The following is an 18,958-nucleotide window of genomic DNA, read 5'->3' as shown; positions in this document are numbered from 1 at the left end:
ACCTGTCGGTCCACGGCCCCGAAGACCTCGAACACGTCGCCCAGGAACTCAACGCCCGACCACGCAAAACGCTCGACTGGGACACCCCAGCCGAGCGCTTGCGTGATCTACTCACTACCTAGAAACCAGCACGGTGTTGCAACGACCCCTAGAAATCGCCACCGGTAGGGGCGCCTGCGCTGCGTGCTGTTCTTAGTAGCGGTACTGCTCAGACTTGTACGGACCCTCGACCGGCACGCCGAGGTACGACGCCTGCTCCTTGGAGAGCTCGGTGAGCTTCACACCCAGCGCGTCGAGGTGCAGGCGGGCGACCATCTCGTCGAGGTGCTTCGGGAGTACGTAGACGTCGGTCGGGTACTCGGCGGTCTTCACGAAGAGCTCGATCTGCGCGAGGACCTGGTTGGTGAACGAGTTCGACATCACGAACGACGGGTGCCCGGTCGCGTTGCCCAGGTTCAGCAGCCGGCCCTCGGACAGGACGATGATCGTGTGACCGTCGGTGAAGCGGAACTCGTCGACCTGCGGCTTGATGTTGATCCGCTCGATCCCCGGCGTCTTGTACAGCCCGGCCATGTCGATCTCGTTGTCGAAGTGACCGATGTTGCCGACGATGGCCTGGTGCTTCATCTGCGCCATGTGGTCGGCGGTGATGACGTCCTTGTTGCCGGTGGTGGTGACGAAGATGTCGGCGATCCCGACGACCTCGTCGAGCGTGGTGACCTGGTAGCCGTCCATCGCCGCCTGCAGCGCGCAGATCGGGTCGATCTCGGTCACGATCACCCGGGCGCCCTGGCCGCGCAGCGACTCCGAGCAGCCCTTGCCGACATCGCCGTACCCACACACGACCGCGACCTTGCCGCCGATCAGGACGTCGGTGGCGCGGTTGATGCCGTCGATGAGCGAGTGCCGGCAGCCGTACTTGTTGTCGAACTTCGACTTGGTCACCGAGTCGTTCACGTTGATCGCCGGGAAGAGCAGCGCGCCGGCCTTGTGCATCTCGTACAGCCGGTGCACGCCGGTGGTGGTCTCCTCGGTGACGCCCTTGATGCCCTGACCGATCCCGGTCCACAGCTGCGGGTCCTCACCCAGCGTGCGGGTGAGCAGCTTGAGCACGACGGCGTACTCCTCGGAGTCCGCGGTCGACGGGTCCGGTACGGCGCCGGCCTTCTCGAACTCGGTGCCCTTGTGGACGAGCATCGTGGCGTCGCCACCGTCGTCGAGGATCATGTTCGGGCCCTCGGTGCCCGGCCACTTCAGCGCCTGCTCGGTGCACCACCAGTACTCGTCCAGCGTCTCGCCCTTCCAGGCGAAGACCGGGACACCGGCGGGGGCTTCCGGCGTACCGTCCGGGCCGACGACGACCGCCGCGGCGGCGTGGTCCTGGGTGGAGAAGATGTTGCAGGACACCCAGCGCACCTCGGCACCGAGCGCCGTCAGTGTCTCGATCAACACCGCGGTCTGGATCGTCATGTGCAGCGAGCCCATGATCCGCGCGCCGGTCAGCGGCTTGCTCTCGCCGTACTGCGCGCGCATGGCCATCAGCCCCGGCATCTCGTGCTCGGCCAGCCGGATCTCCTTGCGGCCGAACTCGGCCAGCCCGAGATCCGCCACCTTGTAATCAAACGTCATGCCGCTCCCGCTCCCCTGAAGACTGTGATTGGCTTTCTGCTTGCCCGAGCCTAGAGGGCCCAGCTACCCGATTTGATCGCCGGGTGGGCGATTTTGACACTGAAATGTCAAGATAACTGTCATGCGCATCACCGAGGCCGCGCGCCAACTGGGCACCACCCCGCGCATGCTGCGCTACCGGGAGGCCCTCGGCCTGCTGCCGCGCTCGCGTGCCGGATCGACCGCACAACGCCAGTACGACGACCGCGACCTGGCCGCCGTCCAACTGGCCCTCGACCTCGAACGGCGGTACGACGTGACGCCGGCCGCGCTCGCCTTCGCACTCCGGGCCCTGGCCGAACCGTCCGTGGCCGCCGACCTCCGCAACCTCGGCTACCGCACCGGCCGCCTCACCACGCCACCCACCCAGTCCCAGATCGACCGAGACCGCGCACTGAGATGGCTCGGCCGCTCCGGCGTTCTTCCACCCAAGCCCCGCTGACCACCCCCGCCCCGCCCCGCCCTGCCCCACCCCCGCCCCGCCCGTATTCGACTGGCAAACCAGCGAATTTGGTTGGTCTGCCAGCCAAATGGGGGGTTCCACACCCGTAACCCGAGTGTGGAACCCCCGATTTGATGGGTCTGCCAGGCAAATGGTGGTTAGTGGGACGGGGCCTCGGGGACCGGCGGACGCTCGTCGCGGACGTGGTTCTCGTGGTAGACGTCGGGCTCGAGGTAGATGTGGACCGACATCGGCTCGGCGGCGCGGATGGCTCGTTCGGCCGCGTCGATGGTCTCGGCGACCACAGCAGCGTCCGTGGTCGGCTCGACGCCGACCTTGGCGGCGACCAGGACCTCTTCGGGGCCGAGGTGCAGGGTCTTGATGTGGATCAGCCGCTGGACGCCCGGCGTACCGGTGATCGCGTCGACGATCTTCTGCTGCGACTCGCGGGTCGCGGACTCGCCGAGCAGCAGCGACTTCATCTCGATCGCGAGGAAGATCGCCACGCAGACCAGCAGCGCGCCGATCGCCATCGAGCCCAGGCCGTCGAACACACCGTTGCCGGTGGCAAGGGTCAGGACGACGCCGATCAGTGCCAGCACCAGACCCGTGAGCGCGGCGAAGTCCTCGAGCAGGATCACCGGCAACTCGGGAGCGCGGGCGTTCCGGACGAACCTGGTCCATGAAACGGTGCCGCGCAGCTTGTTCGCCTCGACGATCGCGGTCCGGAACGAGAACGACTCCATCAGGATCGCGGCGATCAGCACGGCGATCGGGACCCACTTCCAGTGCTCGATCGGGTGCGGTTCGTGGACCTTGTGGTAGCCCTCGTACAGCGCGAACAGACCACCCACACTGAACAGCACGATCGCCACGATGAACGAGTAGACGTAGCGCTCCCGGCCGAACCCGAACTGATGCAGCTCGTCGGCCTCCCGCTTGGCCCGCTGCGCTCCGACCAGTAGCAGCACCTGGTTGCCGGCGTCGGCCAGCGAGTGGATCGCCTCGGCCAGCATCGAGGCGGACTGCGTCAGCCCCCAGGCGGCGAACTTGGTGACCGCGATCCCGGTGTTCGCCAGCAATGCCGCCACCACGGCCTTGTTACCGCCACCAGCCATGTTCTCCAGGTCCTCCCACAGTTGACGCAGCCGACGTAGATCAGCGCGCGGACACGACGAACGCCGTGCCGGAACCACGCAAGATACAGGGTCCCTCGGGTCCCGCGGCGAACGCGGACTGACCGGCGGACAACATCACAGTGGATTCGGTGCCGCCAGCACCTACCTCGACCGATCCACCTACACAACAGACGATCCGCGGCCCGATGCCGTCGACCGTCCGCTCGGCGCCGTTCAGATCCACCCGGTGGATCGCGAAGTACTCACAGCCGGTGTCGTACGTCGAAACTCCATCGGCCACCGATGTTGCCTCCAGCACCGGATCGGCCAGCGGCTCGAAGTCCACGACGGACACCAGCTCCGGTACGTCGATGTGCTTGGCCGTCAGCCCACCACGCAACACGTTGTCCGAGTTCGCCATCACCTCGAAGCCGAGCCCGTGCAGATACGCATGCACGTTCCCGGCCGGCAGATACACGGCCTCGAATCGCTCCAGCCGCACCCGGTTCAACAACAACGCAGCCAGTACGCCGGGATCGTCCGGGAAGTCGGCACACAGCCGCGCCAGCGTCTCGACCTCCAGCCCGAAGGCCTCGCCCGCGTACTGCGCACAGGCCTCCCCGAGAGCCGAGACCAGCGGGCGAATCGTGTCTCGATCGGTGCTCATGAACTGCGTGAACGCCTCGCGAAGCTTCCCGTCCCGAAGCAGCGCGGTGAGCTCCTCGAACCCGACCGCGTGCAGCGCATCCAGCAACGCCACCGTCGTGTCCAGCGGCCGGAACCCCACCAGCGCATCGAACGGCTCGAGCGCGATCAGGATCTCCGGCTTCGGCCACGCGTCCTTGTAGTTCCGGTCGGCCGCATCCCGCGGGATACCGGCCGCCTCGTCGCGCGCGTACCCGTCGATCGCCTGCTCCCGCGACGGATGCGCCTGGATCGACAACGGCTGTCCGGCCGCCAAAAGCTTGGCCAGGAACGGAAACCGTCCGTCGAACCGCTCGGCAGTCTCAGCACCCAGTACGTCGCTCGCCCCGGCCGACACCGCGTCGTACAGCGAGTCGCCGGACGGAAGCACCGACGGCGCCGACTCGTGCGCACCCATCCACAGCTCGGCCTGCGGAACACCGTCCGGCTCGACGCCGATCAGCTCGGGGATCGCGGTCAGCGATCCCCATGCGTAGTCCCGGATGGTGTTCTGCAGGCGCACTACCACGCTGGGTCCTCCGAGGGGTTCCCGAGCTCGACCGGGTCGGTGTCGGACGAAGCGCCGTACCGGCCGAGACCGATGCCCAGGTACGACGCGGCATACCGGCCGTGCTGGGTCAGTGCGGCGTACCGAGCGACGTCGGTGCCGTCAGCCTGGGTCACGACGTGCACGCGGACGTCATGGGCCTCGGCCTTGGCTTCCAGCTTGCGACGGTGCTCGGCGACCCCCGGGTCGTCTACACCGTCGTCCAGGATGACCAGAGCGGGCCTCAGCTCCTCCGGCTTGTCGAAGGGGTCCGCGAAGAGATCGCGCGGCGGCTGCTTGAGCACAGGCAGTAGATGGCCGGCGTCAGCAGCCAGAGCGGGCCGGGCACTCGCCAACCGGATCGCCTCGACCACACGCCGTGCTGCACGGGCGGCGAGCACAGATCCACCCCAAACCAACGGCAGTGCGTCCGCGAGGACCAGAGCGAGCTCTTTGGCCGGGTTGGAGGTCGCATCGTTGTTCGGCGAGCACGCGATCGCGACCTCGTCCAGCAACGTCGCAACTGCCTTGGCGTCCACCTCCGGACCGAGCTCCATCTGATGGAGTGCCTGCAGTACGGCGACAGCCGACGCCAACTGGTCGTCGGACTGGGACGGCAGCCGGATGGCGTGCCGCAGACCCGCGGACGCGATCGCCACGGGCGAGTCCTCCGGAGTGGCGACCATGAGGCCACAGCCGCGCCGGACTGCCTCACCGGCGGCCGAGACCGAGTCCGAGTCCTCAGCGGCGCCGCTCAGGATGATGACCAGGTCCAGCGGACCGGCCCAGCCGGGCAGTCCAGGACCGGGCCAGGCGAGGAACGGAACCGGACAGACCGGCTCGAGCACCGCACGGACCAGCCGGGCGTCGCGTCCGGCCGCAACGACGGCCCGCGGGCGGAAGCCGTCGGACTCCACCTTCGCCAGCACGTCCTCGGCCGCTTCGATCTCGGCCCGGACACGAGCGCCGGCCATGGCCAAGCGGCAGAGCAGGTGGTCCGCCGCCTGCAGTGCGGCCGGGTCGTCCAGCCGCGTGTCGTCGAAGGAGCTCATCATTCAGACTGTTCTGTTTGCTCTGTCCGGGGGTCCCGCGCCTCGTCGATCAGCAGCACCGGGATGTCGTCCCGGACCGGGTACGCGAGAGCGCACCCGGCGTTCGTGCAGATCAGTTCGTTCGCCTCGTCGTCCACGCGGAACTCCGACCGGCACTTCGGGCAGACCAGGATGCTCAGCAGGTCCGGGTCCAGATTGACTGCCATTCAGTTCTCCTCCACCGATGCGCCGGTGATCAGGGCCAGTACTTCGTCACGGACGCGTTCCATCGTGGCCCGGTCCGCCGCCTCGACGTTCAACCGCAGCAGCGGTTCGGTGTTCGAGGCGCGGACGTTGAACCACCACTCTCCCGCCGACACGGTCAGACCGTCCAGTCGGTCGATCGTCACGCCGTCCACGCCAGCGTAGGTGTCTTCGATCGCCGCGACCGTCGCCGCCGCGTCCGCGACCTGGTTGTTCAGCTCGCCGGACGCGACATACCGCTCGTAAACGGCGAACAGCTCGCTGGCCGGCCGGTCCTGCTCACCCAGCGCGGCCAGCACGTGCAGTGCGGCCAGCATGCCGGTGTCGGCCCGCCAGAAGTCCCTGAAGTAGTAGTGCGCCGAGTGCTCGCCGCCGAAGACCGCGTCGGTCTCGGCCATCTTCTGCTTGATGTTGGAGTGCCCGACCCGGGTCCGCACCGCCACACCGCCGTGCTCGGCGACCAGCTCCGGGACCGCCTTGGAGGTGATCAGGTTGTGCAGGATGGTCGCGCCAGGGTGCTTGGCCAGCTCGCGTACGGCGACCGCCCCGGTGATCGCGCTGGGTGAGATCGGGTCGCCCTTCTCGTCGATCACGAAGCAGCGGTCCGCGTCGCCGTCAAAGGCGAGGCCGAGGTCGGCACCGACCTCGCGGACCTTGGCCTGCAGGTCGACCAGGTTCTTCGGGTCCAGCGGATTGGCTTCGTGGTTCGGGAAGTTGCCGTCCAGCTCGAAGTACATCGGGACGATCGTCACCGGGCCGGAGGCGAACACGGCCGGGACGGTGTGGCCGCCCATGCCGTTACCGGCGTCGACGACCACGGTGAGCGGGCGGATCTTGGTCAGGTCCACGAGGTCGTGCAGGTGGTCGGCGTACGCGGTCAGCAGATCCTTCTGCCGGACGTGGCCGGGTGTGGTGCTGCCGGTCACAGGTCCCTCGGTGACGGCCTTGGCGACCAGGTCGGCGATGTCGCGCAGACCCGAGTCCGCGCCGACCGGGGCCGCGCCCGCGCGGCACAGCTTGATGCCGTTGTACTTGGCCGGGTTGTGGCTGGCAGTGAACATCGCACCCGGCAGCCCGAGGCGGCCGGAGGCGAAGTACAGCTCGTCCGTCGACGCGAGGCCGATGTCGATCACGTCGACGCCGGTGCTCGTGACCCCCTCGGCGAAGGCCGCCGCGAGGCCCGGGCTGGACGGCCGCATGTCGTACCCGACAACGACCGCCCCCGGTCCTCCGAGCACATCCAGCACCTCGACGAACGCGGCGCCGGTCGCCCGGGCCACCGACTCGTCCAGCTGCTCCGGAACGACCCCACGCACGTCGTACGCCTTGAAGATTGCACCGACATCCACCATGCGTGGACCCTATCCGGCCGCCGCGCAAACCTGTATTTCAGCCCGGATTTCAGCTGTTCGCGAACCAGCCGATGTCCTTGCGGTGGTGGACCGTCGGCAGCTGGCGCTCGCTGGTCGGGGCGGCCCAGCGGGCGGCGTTCGCGAGGATCTGCTGGACTTCGGGCTGGTGGTAGGTCGGGTACTCCTGGTCGCCGGGACGGAAGTAGAAGACCCGGCCCTGGCCGCGGCGGTAGCAGCAGCCGGAGCGGAAGACCTCGCCGCCGGTGAACGAGCTGACGAAGACCAGCTCGTCGGGCTGCGGGATGTCGAACAGTTCGCCGTACATCTCCTCCCGCTCGATCACCAGCGGGTGCGGGATGCCCTGCGCGATCGGGTGGCCGGCCGCGACGGTCCAGATCAGCTCGCGGTCGTTCTCGGCGCGCCAGTCCAGGCTGCAGGTCGTGCCCATCAGCTTGACGAAGATCTTGCTGAAGTGCGCCGAGTGCAGCGCGATCAGGCCCATCCCGGAGAGCACGTGCTTCTGCACCCGCTCGACGATCGCGTCGTCGACGTCGCCGTGCGCGGCGTGCCCCCACCAGGTGAGTACGTCGGTCTCCGCGAGCACCTCCTCGGTCAGACCGTGCTCCGGGTCCTGCAGCGTGGCGGTCCGTACGGCGACGTCCGCGCCGAGCTTGTCCCGCAACGCCGCGGCGATCGTCCCGTGCATCGTGTCCGGGTAGACCTTGCGGACTGTTTCGTCGCGGCCCTCGTGGACGTTCTCGCCCCAGACCGTGACCCGGATGGGATTAGTCATGCAGCACAACCTCTCGTCCCGCCTTCGCCGAGGCGTAGCAGGCGTCGATGACCTCGGTCCGCAGCAGCGCCTCGGACCCGTTCTGACCTTCCCAATCGCCGGACTGGACGATCCGGACGAAGTCGCGGACCACTCCGCGGTGTCCGAGTCCCGCACCGGTGGCGGGCTTCACTTCGGCCGGGATACCGGCGACATCGGTGAAGATCCGCAGAGTGTCTTCGGTGGTGTAGTTCTGCACCTCGATCTTGGCGCCACCCTCGGTGCCGAACAGCTCGATGCCGAAGTTGTCCCCCGGCGCCTTGTACGTCGCCCAGCTGGTCTCCAGCTGCAGTGCGCCGCCGCCCTCGAGCCGCAGGTACGCCGTCGCCAGGTCCTCGACCTCGAACTTCGAACCGAGGGTGTCCACGTTCGGACGGTCCGGCGTGCTCGCACTGCCCCGGCCGCGCGGGCCGAGCTCGGCGAACGTGTTCGCCGAGACAGTCGTCACCTGCGGCTCGCCCAGCAGGTGCAGAGCCATATCCAGGATGTGTACGCCGAGGTCGATCAGCGGACCGCCGCCGGACAGCTCCCGGTTGGTGAACCAGCCGCCCATGCCGGGGATGCCGTTGCGGCGCATCCAGTGCGCCTTCGCGTAGTAGATCCGGCCGAGCTGACCTTCGTCGATCTGGTGCTTGAGTGCGACGACATCACCGCGCTCGCGGTGGTTGAAGACGACCTTGAGCACCCGGCCGGCCTTCTTCGAGGCCTCGACCATCGCCGTACCCTCAGCCACGGTCCGGGCCAGCGGCTTCTCGCACAACACGTGCAGGCCCTTCTCCAGCGCCTTCAGGGCGATGGGAGCGTGCAGCTGCGTCGGAGTCCCGATGCTGACCGCGTCCAGGCCCTCGGTCTCGAGCAGGTCCTCCCACTTCTCGTACAGCTGCGGTACGCCGTGCTTCTCGCCGAGCGCGGTCAGAGTCTCCTTCTCCAGCCCGGCCAGCGCGATCACCTCGACATCCGGCAACTCGGAGAACGCCTCCAGCGCCGTCCGCCCCGCAAATCCCAGCCCGACAACCCCGACCCGCAGTCTTTGATCGTTCACACCCGCGATCCTCTCCCGATGACAACGACAGACACAAACCCCTTCCCACACTACGGAACACATTCACACACGGGAGGCCCACACCCCCCTCCGTCGACGCACCCCGATTTCCCTGGCTGACCCACCAATTTGCCTGGTCCCCCAGCGAAATCAGGGGTTCCACACCCTCAACAGGCGTGTGGAACCCCTGATCTGGTGGGTCGGCCAGGCAAATGTGGCGGGGTGGGGACGGGTGTCCGGGTGGGGACGGGTGTCCGGGTGGGGACGGGTGTCCGGGTGGGGACGGGTGTCCGGGTGGCGGCGGGTGTTTGAGGCGGGGGTCAGTCTTCGTCGGTGTCGAAGTCTGGGTCTATTTGTTCTGGGGAGAGGGCCAGGACGTCGGCCAGCTCCAGGACCAGGGCGGATCGGACCAGCCAGGACAGCCCGCTGCCGGAGCGTTCGGCTCTCAGTTCGATCGGGCGGCGGAAGACGACGATGCGGTAGGGCTCGTGCGACGTGCCGCCGGTGGAGTGAGTGAGCGGGATCTCGGTGGCGTCGAGGTCGAGGTTCGGCACGTCCTCGATCGCGAACTCGACCCGCGCGACGACCTGCGGCAGCCGTTTCTCCAGCCGCGTCACCTCGATCGCGACCACCTCGTCGAACTGCGCGGCGGCCGACCGCTGCAACGGCAGACCGCGCGGCGCGAACCGGCTCGGCCGGCTGATCGGGCCGAGCATGCCGCGCCCATGGCGGTCGATGTGCCTGCGATGACGGCGAGCCTCGGTCACGCGCTCAGCCTAGTGGGCGTAATGTCTGGTCGTGAGCATCGCCAGGACTTGTTCGCGCGCCGCCTGTCATCAGCCGGCTGTGTCGACGCTCACGTACGTGTATGCGGACTCCACGTGTGTCCTCGGCCCACTGGCGACGTACGCCGAACCGCACTGCTACGACCTGTGTGCCGCCCACGCCGACCGCCTGACCGCTCCGAACGGCTGGGAAGTCATCCGGCTCGCTCCGGACCCAGCCGCCGCCGGACCGTCGTCGGACGACCTGGAAGCCCTGGCCAACGCAGTCCGCGAGGCCGCCCGCCCCCTGCCGCCACGTGGCGAGCCCGGCCGCGGCACTCCGGGCGCGCCGGTCGAGGTAGCCCGCCGAGGTCACCTGCGCATGCTGCAGGACCCCGGCGCGAACACTACCGAAGCCTGACCTACCGCAGCGCAGCGCTGACGTCGGACTCGGCCCCGAGCTGAGCCCGGAACACCAGTGACGTCGTCAGCGGCCACGCGGCCACCAGAGCCACCTCTTTGGCGGCCGGCTTCGCCGCAGGCATCAGCGTCACCCCTGCCACGACACTCCCCCGCGTCTGCTCGACCATCAGGTACGTCGGTCGCGGCTGCGTCTTGAACGCGACCTGCGTGGTCGCACCGCCGACCACGTCGAGTGCCCGCGTCTGCAGCACCCGCCCGGCCGCGTCCCGCAGCTCGAACTTCACACTGCCCGCTTTGCCTGGTGCGGTCAGCTGCAGCACCGCCGGCTGCCGATGCGCCGGCAGAACCAAGTACGCCGGTCCCGTCAGCGCCTCAGCGGATCCGATCGACGCGAAGTCCGTTCCACTCGCATCGACGATCCGCAGCGACGCCGTGACCGGCTGGTCCGACGCAATAGTGAGCGCACTGGGATCCCCGTGCAGCACTCCGTCCAGCCGGAAGGTCTTGACCGCCCCAGCCGGGATCGTCAGGGTCTCCAGACCGGCCGGCTTGAACGGCCCGTTCGGCCCGTTCACCGTCAGACTCGCGGTCGCCTGCAGGTCGGAAGGGTTCGCGACCGTTAGGACTCGTTGTCCGGCACCCGGGGCCGCGGCCGGCACGAACACCTTGGTCGCTGGCGGAGCCGACGGGTTCAAGAAGTCCACACCGGCAGCCACGTTGCCGGTCTTCGGGTTGGACCGTAGCGACGGCGCCACGCGCCCACCCGTGGACTCGACGTGCAGCGCGACGTCCTTCAGCTTCGAGGCGACCAGTCCGAGATACACCTCGTACGTCCCGCGCGCCGGCACGACAAGCCCCTGCGCGGCCGGCAAGTCCTGCAACCCGTTCGCCGCATACACGGTGACGTTCACTTCGGCGTTGATGCTGTCCAGGTTCGTCAGCACCAGCACGTCCCGCCGGTCACTCGCTCCGGACGCACCCACGAACCAGAAGTCCGAACCGGGCGCTTGGCACGGCGTACTGGCCATCCCCTTGTTCACACCGTCGAAGGCCGTCGTCGTACTCGTACCAACTGTGCCTGCGGCGAGCGGACCGGTGCCATGAATCGAGAGCGGGACAGGCTTGGTGGCCGCAGCGCTCGAACCGATCGTGCCGCGGACCAGTAGCGAGCCGACTGGGTTGGCCGAGGCCTGTAACGCCGTGATCGCCAGCGGTGTGGCGCTGCCGGACGCCGTCTTGGTGCCTTCGGGCAGTGTCGGGGACACCGCGTTCACAACGCTCGTCCCCTTGCCACGCGGATCGGGAGCGAGCACCGGGCAGGACAACGCCGTACGGTTCACCACGGCGGCAGCGGGAGCGGCAGTGGCCTCCGGACTCGTCACCGGTGTCTTCGGGTGCGTAACCACGCCGAGCCCACCGACCACAGCGAACGCCAACACACAGACGCCGAGCCGGGCGCGCGGGTCTGACAGCAACCGGCTCACCGGTCCCTCCTCGCATGAGTGCCGTGCGGTACGGCGACAGTGCGGCGCACCGTGGGCAGACAGAAGATCAGAGCGATGATCCAGCCGATCAGACCGAGCACCCGCCACAGACTGTGGGTCTGGTCCTGCAACGGCGAGGTGCCTTGGACCTTCGTCCGGTCCACCCGCCAGGCTGCGTCGCCATCATCCGCACTGGCCCTGGTCAGACCCGGCAACGAGTCGAGCGTCGACTGCAGCGTCGCATCGATCGGAGCGGGCAAGTACACGTAGTCGATCGCCAGCCCGGCCAGCTGACGGCCCTCTTCGCCGGTGCCACCGCCACCGAGGGTCGCGAGGACGTCATTGATCGGTTTGGTCTGCTGTGCGGTCGGAGCGGCCTCGAGCGCGCCCATCCGCGGACCGCCGTCCTTCACCAGCGAGAACCGCATCTCGCCCTGAGGCGCCTTGCGTACGACGAGAATCGACTGATTCTCCGGTGGACCTTGCCCAGTCACGAGGTACGCCGGAAGGTCCTGCGCGGGCCCGCGCCACAACGGCCCGTCCATCCCACGCACCAACCAGAAGCCGGCCGTCACCACCGTCGTGACGAGCACGATCCCGAGCACACCCTGCACGATGATCTCGGTGGACTTACCAACCGAGTCCCACGCAACGGCGATCGCAACGATCCAGCCGGCCGTCATCAGGAACATCAGCGGCCCACTGCCACCACCCAGCCGGCTGGAGACCAGAGTCCCGGCCAGACCGGCCAGTGCAGCGAACCAGCCGAGCAACTCGTACCGCTGCCGCGACTCCCGCAGCAAACTGACCAAGGCGACCAGAATCAGCGGTACGGCGAACCACCACGGCGTCGGCCCACCAATCGGCGTGCCAGTCAGCAGATGCGGCAAGCTGTCGCCCGGACCGACCGCAGCGGTCGGCGGTCCGCCGGCCTCCTGCCCGAGCCGCGACGGGTGCAGCACCAACTGAATCGTCCACGGCAGCACAAGCAAAAGGCCCAGTACGACGGAGAACACGAGCTGGCGGCCTTGTCGGCGCCAGCCAAGCCCCAGCACCGCACCGACGACCAGTGTGACGCTGATCAACAGCCCCAGCGACGGAGTGAACGCGAACAGCACAGCCAGGCAGATCCCTGCGAACCATGCGGCCCGCCAACTGCCCTGGACGACCACACGCCGCCGCCGCGCGACGGTATGCACGGCAGCACCGAGCAACGGCAGCACGATCGCCGCCACACACGTGCCGAGTCTGCCCTGCGTGATCGCGCCGTTCGTGAAGACAGCAACGCCGTACGCCGAGGCACCCCACGCGCGGGCGACCCGATCGACGACGAACGCGCGCAGCAACGCCCATGCGGCAAGGCCGGCCAGTGGAACGGCACCCAGCAACAACAGGTTCGTCGCACCGGACGGGCCGAACATGACCGTCGAGAACGCCCAGAACTGCCCAAGCCACGCAGGCGGCGTCACCCCGGGCGGACCCGAAGCGGCCGCATGCCACAGCGAGGAAAGGCTCTCATGGGCCGGCAGCAACAGATGCGAACGCAGCACGCCGCCACCGATCAGGCTGCGCGCCGAGATCAGCGCACCGAGCGCCAGGAACACCCAGGCCACCAGGAACGGCCGCCGGATCAGCTGACGACGCCAGCGTGGCTTGTCGGACGCGACCCGTGCAGTGGACTTGGCCCGGCGAGCGGTCGTGACGGCCTGCTCTTCCGGTTCGTCCGCCCAGGCTTCGCGGATCCGCTCGGAGATCGTGGTGGTCGTCTCTTCCAGGTTGTGCCGCAGTGCATGCACCGACCGGGAGAAGAGTCCCTTGATGTCGTCGTACGGAACCTTGTCGAGGTTGCGGCGGTTCCTGCGGGCCTGCGTCCAGCCACCGGCCAGCAGGGTGCCGAGCAAGGCGGTCCACTCGTCGACGGCACCGGACGGCGTCTTGCCGAGCAGGAACCAGATCGAGCGCAGCAAAGTGCCGAGCAGGAAGCGCAGAATCAGCAGCGGCAGCAGTCTGCCGGGAGCGTTCGCGAGGACGGTGTAGTACGCGTGTGCGCGGTCGAGCTGGTAGGCGTGCCTGCGGGTGCCGGCCAGCGCGCGCTCACCGGTCGCGGCGGCCTGTGCGTGGTAGATGACGGCGTCCGGCGCAACGCCCACTTGGTAGCCGGCGCGGCTGGCCCGCCAGCCGAAATCGATGTCGTCGCGGAACATCGGCAGCCGCGGGTCGAATCCGCGCAGCGCCTCCCAGACGTCGCGACGGACGAGCATGCCGGCCGAGCTGACCGCGAGGACGTTCCGCGGCTGGTCGTGCTGGCCCTGGTCGAGCTCGCCGTTCTCGATGCCGGTGTCGCGGCGGCCGCCGAGCGACGTCGAGACGCCGACCTCGAGCAGTTCGCGGTCGCGCGGCCAGAGCCGCAGCTTCGGTCCCCAGACGCCGATGTCCGGCGAAATCGTGGCCTGGAGCAACAACTTCTCCAGCGCCTTCGGGGCCGGGGCGCAGTCGTCGTGCAGCAGCCACAGCCACTCGATCACGGGCATGTGGCCGTCGTCGCCGTACGGACCGACGGCCGACGGAATCGGAGCGAACCCGACCGCTTCGAGACCGCGCGCGACCGCCATCCCGAAGCCGGTCCGCGCGGAGACGCTGACGACGGGCTCGACACCCGGCATCGCGGCCAGCAGCTCGGCGGTCTCGTCGGTGGATCCGGTGTCGACCGCGATCAGCCGGTCCGGACGCGGGTTGAGGGCCCAGAGCGCCTCGGACAGCCGGGGCAGCCAGGCAGCGCCCTCGTGTCCGACCACCACGGCGGAGACGACATGCCGGACCCGCGGGCGACCCATCGGGTCGTCGATGTGATCGGTCGGGAAGTCGACGGAGTCGAAGAACTCCCAGCCGGCCGGGGCTTCTTGTTCCATGCGGAGCTGTGACACCTCGATGGTTACGGACGGTTCTCACCGTGACCAGAGTCGCGGCGAGGACTCACCTTACAGCCGTTACGCAGAGCCTCGCCCCACTCACCCGAGGCGGAGCCGGAACTCCGCGGCAGGCCGGGTCTTCGGGCCGGCGGGGTCTTCACGCCGGCAAGGTCCTCAGGACAGCCGCGGGCCCCGGCGACAGATGTCGAGCCGGGGCCTCCGCGGGTGATTCCTATCGAGTTGTGGTTGTCCAGTACCGATGACCGCGGGGTGGCAGGGCACCACCACGAGTCGATCGGCGGGGCCTCAGACGGCCTTCTTCTTCAGCTTGCGGCGTTCCCGCTCCGACAGCCCGCCCCAGATCCCGAAGCGTTCGTCGTTCTGCAGTGCGTACTCGAGGCACTCGCCCCGCACGTCACAACCGAGGCAGACCTTCTTCGCCTCGCGGGTGGATCCGCCCTTCTCCGGGAAGAAAGCCTCTGGATCGGTCTGGGCGCACAGCGCCCGTTCCTGCCAGTTCGGCTCCTCCTCGATCGCCTCACCGTCGACAATCGCCATCAGCTCTGTCACGGTACGACCTCCTCGACCCTGTTCGTTCCCCTGTACATGTGGGTTTGCGGTCCACATGCCTGACCTCGTCCGTCCTGCGCTCTGCAACGGTCCCCGATACCGAGTGTCCAACGAACGACACGGTTGAAATTACATTCCTGCAATCCACGAAAGTCAAGCCGTGGTCTGCTATTGGCATCATCCGCAACACGGCTGCAAAACAACGAGAGGCCTGTGTACACAGACCTCTCGTCACCACTGGTGCCCCGCCGACGGCGCCGAAACAAAGTTTCGGCGCACAGACGGCAAAGGCTTGCTGCCTTGTCAGGAAGGGGTTCGCTGCCCTCTCAGGCAACTGAACCGCCTTCCGGCCAGGACCTTTTCAGGACTTGGCAGGTCAGGACTTGGCAGGTTCACACCTGGCAGGTCAGGACTTGGCAGGTCAGGACGGCTGGGACCACCAGCCCTGCTGGCCGGCCTGACCCTGCTGACCCGGCGGGGGGTTCTGGTCGTCCTTGTCCGCCTCGGTGACCGCAGGGTCGATCCGGGTCGAGTCGGCGGCCTCGGGCTCCGGCGGGACGCTAGGCGCCTGCTCGGCGGCCGGGGTCTCCTCAGCCGGCCAGGCGGCCGGCTCCGACTGCGGCTGCCAGGACTGCGGCGTCTCGGATTCGTGCGAACCCTCGGCCGGCGCGGCGTGCTCGGGCTGGCCACCCCACTCCGGCTGAGCCTGCGGCTGACCGTACTCCTGGCCGGTCCACTGCTGCTGACCGGCGTCGGCGCCACTCCACTGCTGCTCCTGCGGCCACTGCTGGTCGGCCTGGTGCTGGCCGCCCTGGGCGGCCTCTGCGCCACCCCACTGCTGCTGGCCTTCGGAGCTCCACGCCTGCGTCGGCTCGGTGCCGTGCCCCTGGCCCTCTGCGGACCAGGCCTGCTCGGCCGGCTGGTGCTGCGGGTCGACGTGCTGCTGAGCCGCTGCGTCACCGGCTGACCAGTTCGCCTGCTCGCCCTGGTTCCAGCCCTGCTCCTGCGGCCACTGCTGCTGCTCGCCGCCCTGCGCGGCGGCATAGCCACCGACCGCACCGGCTCCGGCCGCGGCGCCGTACCCGCCGTACTGGCCCTGGGGCTGGCCCTGCTCGTACTGGCCGTACTGGCCCTGCGGCTGACCAGGCTGGCCCGGCTGACCGTAGCCACCTTGCTGACCGTACGGCGCGGTCTGGCCGTAAGGCTGCTGGCCGTACTGACCCTGGCCCTGGGGTGCGAACTGTCCCGGCTTCGGCGCGCGCACCGGCGCAGGCAAGGCCTGGAAGTTGTTCAGGATGTACAGACCGGCGGCGCCGTACAGCGCCAGACCGGCCAGCGCGTAGATGAAGCCGACGATCTTCAGACCGGCGGTGCTGGTCTCACTGAACCCGGCGAACGCGGTGATCAGACCGATCAGCAGCGCCAGACCGGTGATCACGAGCGAGGCCAGGGCCACGGTCCGGGCGTTCGGCGTCCGTTCGCCGGCCTCCGTCACCAGCCAGACCGCTCCCGCCAGAGCTACCAGCAGCAGGAGTGCGCTGAACGACGGTGGGGTGAGCGTAGCTTGCACGCCGCCGGCCGCGGCGGTGAAGCCGGCGCCGCCGACGAACAGCCGGATCAGCGAGGCCAGCACGAGCAGGCCGGCGAATGCGAGCAGGATGTACGCGACCGGCTCTCTGAGCTTCTTGGTTGCGTCGGTGACCACGAGGGCTCCTCGGGATGTTGGGGGGCCGTACAACTGAGCTGTGCGGATGGTTCGGACCCACCGCAGCATAGTCGTGCGGTGGTCCGACGCATTGACGACTCGTGCAGACTCTTCCCATGCGATTGACAGTGCTGGCCGGTGGCGTTGGCGGATCCACCTTTCTGCGCGGGCTGCTGAAGGCCCGTCCGGACGCCGAGATCACGGTCGTGGGGAACACCGCGGACGACATCACCCTGTTCGGACTGCGGGTGTGCCCCGACCTCGACACGGTGATGTACACGCTCGGTGGCGGTATCTCGGCCGAACGCGGCTGGGGCCGTGAGGACGAGACCTGGGTGATCAAGGAGGAGCTCGCGGCGTACGGCGTGGAGCCCACGTGGTTCGGCCTCGGCGACCGGGACGTGGCGACCCATCTGGTCCGTACGCAGATGCTCGACGCGGGCTACGGGCTGAGCGCGGTCACCGAGGCGCTGTGCGAGCGCTGGAAGCTCCCTGTGCGGTTGTTGCCGATGAGCGACGACCGGGTCGAGACGCATGTCGTGGTGGACGATCCGGACCAGCCCGGGCGCCGTAAGGCGATCCACTTCCAGGAGTACTGGGTCCGCTGGCACGCGGAGGTCACGGCACACCAGATCGTCCCGGTGGGACAGGACAAGGCCAAACCGGCTCCCGGCGTACTCGAGGCCATCGCTGACTGCGATGCGCTGATCCTGCCGCCGTCCAACCCGGTCGTGTCGATCGGCACGATCCTCGGCGTACCGGGGATCAAGGACGCCGTACGGGAGACCAGCGCGCCGGTCATCGGGTTGTCCCCGATCATCGGGTCCGGTCCGGTGCGTGGAATGGCCGACAAGGTCCTCGCGGCCGTGGGCGTTGCGTCCACCGCCTCGGCCGTGGCCCGGTACTACGGGTCACGGACGGCGGGCGGCGTACTGGACGGCTGGTTGATCGACACCTCGGACGCGGTGCAGGCGGACTCGATCGCCGGAGCCGGAATTCATGTGCAGGCGGTGCCGTTGTGGATGACGGACGAGACCACCACCGCCGCGATGGCTGACGCGGCACTGAACCTCGCGGAGGCCGTACGGCGATGAGGAAGCACCTGGAAGTCTTCCCGGTGACCGGAATTCCCGAGGTGGCCGAGGGAGACGACCTGGCCCGGCTGATCGGTGAGGGGACGGATCTGCGCGACGGCGACGTCGTCTCGGTGACGTCCAAGATCGTCAGCAAGGCAGAGGGACGTCTCACCCACGGCAGTCGGCAGGACGCGATCGACGCCGAGCTGGTGCGGGTCGTGGCGCAACGCGGTGAGACCCGGATCGTGCAGACCCGGCACGGCCTGGTCATGGCGGCCGCCGGCACGGACACGTCCAACACTGCGCCCGGCACTGTCCTCCTACTGCCGATCGACCCTGATGTGTCGGCTCGGCAGCTGCGGAGCGATCTCAAGGAGCGGTACGACGTCAACGTCGGCATTGTGATTACGGACACCCTGGGCCGGCCGTGGCGCAACGGTCAGACCGACCTGGCGATCGGTGCGGCTGGAGTCCGGGTCGTGGAAGACCTCCGCGGTACGACGGATAGCCACGGCAACGTTCTCGCGGTAACCGAGCCCGCACTGGCCGATGAGATCGCCAGTGCGAGTGAGCTGGTCAAGGGGAAGGCCGATGGCGTGCCTGTCGCGGTCCTGCGCGGGCTGCAGGACGCCGTACTCCCGGCTGGCGAGCATGGGCCTGGGGCTCGGGCGCTGGTTCGGGATGCCGAGATGGACATGTTCAGTCTGGGGACGCGTGAGGCCGCGCGTGCCGCCGTACTGGAGCGTCAGGAGCCCACCGGGCCGCGTGAGGTCGATCCGGCGCTGTGGGACGGTCTGCTGGCCGAGGTCGAGGACATCCACCTCGAGGTGCTCGACAACGCCGTCACGGTCTTCGGTGACGATCCGGTCGCGGTCGGCGTGATCGCCGAGCGCCTCGCCGTACTGCTGCACGCGGAGGGGTACGGCGTCACCGTGCGCACCGGCCCGGGCAGTGAGGCGACGGTCACGTTCGGGTCCCGGTCGAGATAGTTTTCTAGGCAACCTCTTAGGAACGTTGCATACACTGCTCCCGCACGGCGGCGCTGTG

At 68.5% G+C, this 18,958-nt stretch carries 17 protein-coding genes and 1 pseudogene; 5 read left to right on the top strand and 13 right to left on the bottom strand.

Translation table 11 applies throughout. From position 1 onward, the window contains the following. Positions 1 to 122: pseudogene (locus ACWF4Z_RS30980) on the top strand (IS30 family transposase); the annotation flags it as partial. A 70-nt stretch (positions 123 to 192) separates the two neighbouring features. Here the strand turns inward: ACWF4Z_RS30980 and ahcY are convergent. Then, on the bottom strand, positions 193 to 1,629 hold the full coding sequence (gene ahcY / locus ACWF4Z_RS30975; protein WP_452246709.1) for an adenosylhomocysteinase: 1,437 nt from the start codon (positions 1,627 to 1,629) through the stop codon (positions 193 to 195). Positions 1,630 to 1,750: 121 nt separating this feature from the next. On the opposite strand from ahcY, the gene ACWF4Z_RS30970 reads away from it, so the two are divergent. Beyond that, positions 1,751 to 2,110, top strand: a complete 360-nt coding sequence (locus ACWF4Z_RS30970) for a MerR family transcriptional regulator (RefSeq protein ID WP_452246708.1) — start codon at positions 1,751 to 1,753, stop codon at positions 2,108 to 2,110. Positions 2,111 to 2,268: 158 nt separating this feature from the next. Here the strand turns inward: ACWF4Z_RS30970 and ACWF4Z_RS30965 are convergent, their stop codons facing one another. From ACWF4Z_RS30965 to ACWF4Z_RS30930, 8 genes are all read right to left on the bottom strand, one after another. After that, complete coding sequence (locus ACWF4Z_RS30965; protein ID WP_452246707.1) at positions 2,269 to 3,228, bottom strand: cation diffusion facilitator family transporter; 960 nt, start codon at positions 3,226 to 3,228, stop codon at positions 2,269 to 2,271. 40 nt (positions 3,229 to 3,268) lie between these two features. Beyond that, positions 3,269 to 4,441 carry a mannose-6-phosphate isomerase, class I gene (gene manA / locus ACWF4Z_RS30960; RefSeq protein WP_452246706.1) on the bottom strand — a complete coding sequence of 391 codons (1,173 nt, stop codon included), beginning with the start codon at positions 4,439 to 4,441 and terminating at the stop codon, positions 3,269 to 3,271. Next, the gene (locus tag ACWF4Z_RS30955; RefSeq protein WP_452246705.1) at positions 4,435 to 5,511 is read right to left on the bottom strand and encodes an SIS domain-containing protein; all 1,077 of its coding nucleotides are present in this window, start codon (positions 5,509 to 5,511) and stop codon (positions 4,435 to 4,437) included. The genes manA and ACWF4Z_RS30955 overlap by 7 nt, the downstream gene beginning before the upstream one ends. Continuing rightward, positions 5,511 to 5,717, bottom strand: a complete 207-nt coding sequence (locus tag ACWF4Z_RS30950; RefSeq protein WP_452246704.1) for a Trm112 family protein — start codon at positions 5,715 to 5,717, stop codon at positions 5,511 to 5,513. Before ACWF4Z_RS30950 ends, ACWF4Z_RS30955 begins: the two co-directional genes overlap by 1 nt. Then, a complete protein-coding gene (locus ACWF4Z_RS30945) occupies positions 5,718 to 7,106 on the bottom strand; it encodes a phosphomannomutase/phosphoglucomutase (RefSeq protein WP_452246703.1) in 1,389 nt (462 codons plus the stop codon). 49 nt (positions 7,107 to 7,155) lie between these two features. Further along, positions 7,156 to 7,899: a ThuA domain-containing protein gene (locus ACWF4Z_RS30940; RefSeq protein ID WP_452246702.1), complete on the bottom strand. Its 744-nt coding sequence runs from the start codon at positions 7,897 to 7,899 to the stop codon at positions 7,156 to 7,158. Continuing rightward, a complete protein-coding gene (locus ACWF4Z_RS30935) occupies positions 7,892 to 8,980 on the bottom strand; it encodes a Gfo/Idh/MocA family protein (protein ID WP_452246701.1) in 1,089 nt (362 codons plus the stop codon). Before ACWF4Z_RS30935 ends, ACWF4Z_RS30940 begins: the two co-directional genes overlap by 8 nt. A 320-nt stretch (positions 8,981 to 9,300) precedes the next feature. Further along, the gene (locus ACWF4Z_RS30930) at positions 9,301 to 9,747 is read right to left on the bottom strand and encodes a metallopeptidase family protein (RefSeq protein ID WP_452246700.1); all 447 of its coding nucleotides are present in this window, start codon (positions 9,745 to 9,747) and stop codon (positions 9,301 to 9,303) included. 31 nt (positions 9,748 to 9,778) lie between these two features. Between ACWF4Z_RS30930 and ACWF4Z_RS30925 the strand changes: the two genes are divergently transcribed. Next, positions 9,779 to 10,165: a DUF3499 domain-containing protein gene (locus tag ACWF4Z_RS30925; protein ID WP_452246699.1), complete on the top strand. Its 387-nt coding sequence runs from the start codon at positions 9,779 to 9,781 to the stop codon at positions 10,163 to 10,165. Between the two features lies 1 nt (position 10,166). On the opposite strand, the gene ACWF4Z_RS30920 is transcribed toward ACWF4Z_RS30925, so the two are convergent. The 4 genes from ACWF4Z_RS30920 to ACWF4Z_RS30905 all read right to left on the bottom strand — a co-directional run bounded on the left by ACWF4Z_RS30920 (position 10,167) and on the right by ACWF4Z_RS30905 (position 16,835). After that, positions 10,167 to 11,651: a DUF5719 family protein gene (locus ACWF4Z_RS30920; protein WP_452246698.1), complete on the bottom strand. Its 1,485-nt coding sequence runs from the start codon at positions 11,649 to 11,651 to the stop codon at positions 10,167 to 10,169. Beyond that, positions 11,648 to 14,560: a glycosyltransferase family 2 protein gene (locus tag ACWF4Z_RS30915; protein WP_452246697.1), complete on the bottom strand. Its 2,913-nt coding sequence runs from the start codon at positions 14,558 to 14,560 to the stop codon at positions 11,648 to 11,650. Before ACWF4Z_RS30915 ends, ACWF4Z_RS30920 begins: the two co-directional genes overlap by 4 nt. Positions 14,561 to 14,866: 306 nt before the next feature. Beyond that, positions 14,867 to 15,118 carry a WhiB family transcriptional regulator gene (locus ACWF4Z_RS30910; RefSeq protein ID WP_020389877.1) on the bottom strand — a complete coding sequence of 84 codons (252 nt, stop codon included), beginning with the start codon at positions 15,116 to 15,118 and terminating at the stop codon, positions 14,867 to 14,869. Between the two features lie 433 nt (positions 15,119 to 15,551). Next, the gene (locus ACWF4Z_RS30905; protein WP_452246696.1) at positions 15,552 to 16,835 is read right to left on the bottom strand and encodes a hypothetical protein; all 1,284 of its coding nucleotides are present in this window, start codon (positions 16,833 to 16,835) and stop codon (positions 15,552 to 15,554) included. 116 nt (positions 16,836 to 16,951) lie between these two features. Between ACWF4Z_RS30905 and cofD the strand changes: the two genes are divergently transcribed. Together cofD and ACWF4Z_RS30895 are read left to right on the top strand one after the other, a co-directional pair. Beyond that, positions 16,952 to 17,929, top strand: a complete 978-nt coding sequence (gene cofD / locus ACWF4Z_RS30900) for a 2-phospho-L-lactate transferase (RefSeq protein ID WP_452246695.1) — start codon at positions 16,952 to 16,954, stop codon at positions 17,927 to 17,929. Beyond that, entirely contained in the window at positions 17,926 to 18,900 is a 975-nt protein-coding gene (locus ACWF4Z_RS30895) for a coenzyme F420-0:L-glutamate ligase (protein WP_452246694.1), read from the top strand. The genes cofD and ACWF4Z_RS30895 overlap by 4 nt, the downstream gene beginning before the upstream one ends. Positions 18,901 to 18,958: the final 58 nt, after the last annotated feature.

Source organism: Kribbella sp. NPDC055071 (assembly GCF_053608045.1).
The sequence above is the reverse complement of the archived record's forward strand: the minus strand, read 5'-3'. Positions and strand labels throughout refer to the sequence as shown.